The 1,429-nt window shown below is 35.8% G+C and carries 1 protein-coding gene; it reads right to left on the reverse strand.

Annotated features, from left to right (window positions below):
- Positions 1–199 precede the first annotated feature (199 nt).
- The gene (locus ON073_RS20310) at positions 200–1,099 is read right to left on the reverse strand and encodes a hypothetical protein (protein WP_274763686.1); all 900 of its coding nucleotides are present in this window, start codon (positions 1,097–1,099) and stop codon (positions 200–202) included.
- Positions 1,100–1,429: the final 330 nt, after the last annotated feature.

Below are 1,429 nucleotides of genomic sequence, written 5' to 3' on the forward strand. Positions count from 1 at the left end.
ACGCCATAAATCGATATCCCTATCTCAGTATGGCTTGCTCGACTCGCTCCGCTTCCTGTCTCACATTATCAATTAAAATCAGCTTATCGGGTTTGATTAAACGGAAATGCTTCTAAGCACTTGAGTTAAAAGGCAGTGAGGTTCCTGAAATGGGTATATTAATTAAAATTAATCAACGTCTCTGATCCTATTGATTCTTTTAGCAATCTGATTGCACTGGATTTGCAAAACTAAATGTTCCTTTTAAGTGTAAAGATTTAGCCAATTCAACTTTGCAATTGCTTTCAAAATAATCACCTTCTTCATCCCAAACATCTCTCATATAAAAATAATCGTGAGATTGGAAACCCTCATTAAAACTAATTAGGATTGCTTGGATATATATAGCACTAGCTCTACATGCATGAGAAAGTAAATTTATTAAATTTCTCTTTTTATCTTCTCCTCCCCAATAGTCCGGATTATCAACTATTGGAAATATGCCATGAGCAATGTGATTCCTTAAATTCCTAATAAAGTGTAAACCAGCACTGTTGTCTGTTTCCTTTACTTCATTTATTCCTTTCACAGTCAGAGAGAAGTGCTTGATATATTTTCTGAAGGTTATCTCCAAATTTTTCATAATATGGAAGAAGTTTTCAGGCAAAGATTCTTTAGGGATCTGATCAATAACGACCGTTGCTCTCATACTTGGCTCTCTAAACCTCTTTCCTTTAGGCTTGTTAATAACTGTTTCTACAGAGTGAAATTCCTTATCTATAAATCGATAAGCCTCTTCCATTGCGTTAGTAACATACATAAAGCGAGTTAACGCTGTAGAGTATTCAGTAAAATGCTTCTCATCTAAAGCCTCATCATCATAATCTGAAGAACAATAAATTTCAGACATTTCATCTTTATATCGCCACCACTCCATATCAACTTTTCTCAACTGAGAAGCAAGCTTTAGCCAATCTCCAATTACTGACGTTTTTACAATCCGAGTTGATCCTTGTTGGGTAAATTCAACTGAATTACCTAAGTATTTGCAGAGTTCAGAAAGCTCAAAAAGGTGTGACTTTATAGATTTATTATTAATACAAATTGGACACTTCGTCATTCAACACTCCCTATCGAAAAGATTTCTAACGCCTCAATCCTAGCAGAAGATTTTAGGCTAGACCGCCGCCACGCAGCATAATATCCTTATAAATTAAATTGTTAGTTTCCTTTCATAAGAAATAACATGAGTCAACTTTTGCATTTTGCATGGAGTTTAATATTTTCGCAATGGCAACTCTTCGCCCAATGCCAACCTTGAAAGACTGTTGCTGAGAATAACTAAACCCGTTTAAATCAAACCTGAAGCAATCATTTAAATGAATAATGTGAGACAGGAGCGAAGCGGTCGAACAAGCCATGCTTAGGCATGGATGCCGCTTCATGGCGT

The sequence above is a fragment of the Pseudoalteromonas sp. G4 genome (genome assembly GCF_028875915.1).
Lineage (GTDB): Bacteria > Pseudomonadota > Gammaproteobacteria > Enterobacterales > Alteromonadaceae > Pseudoalteromonas.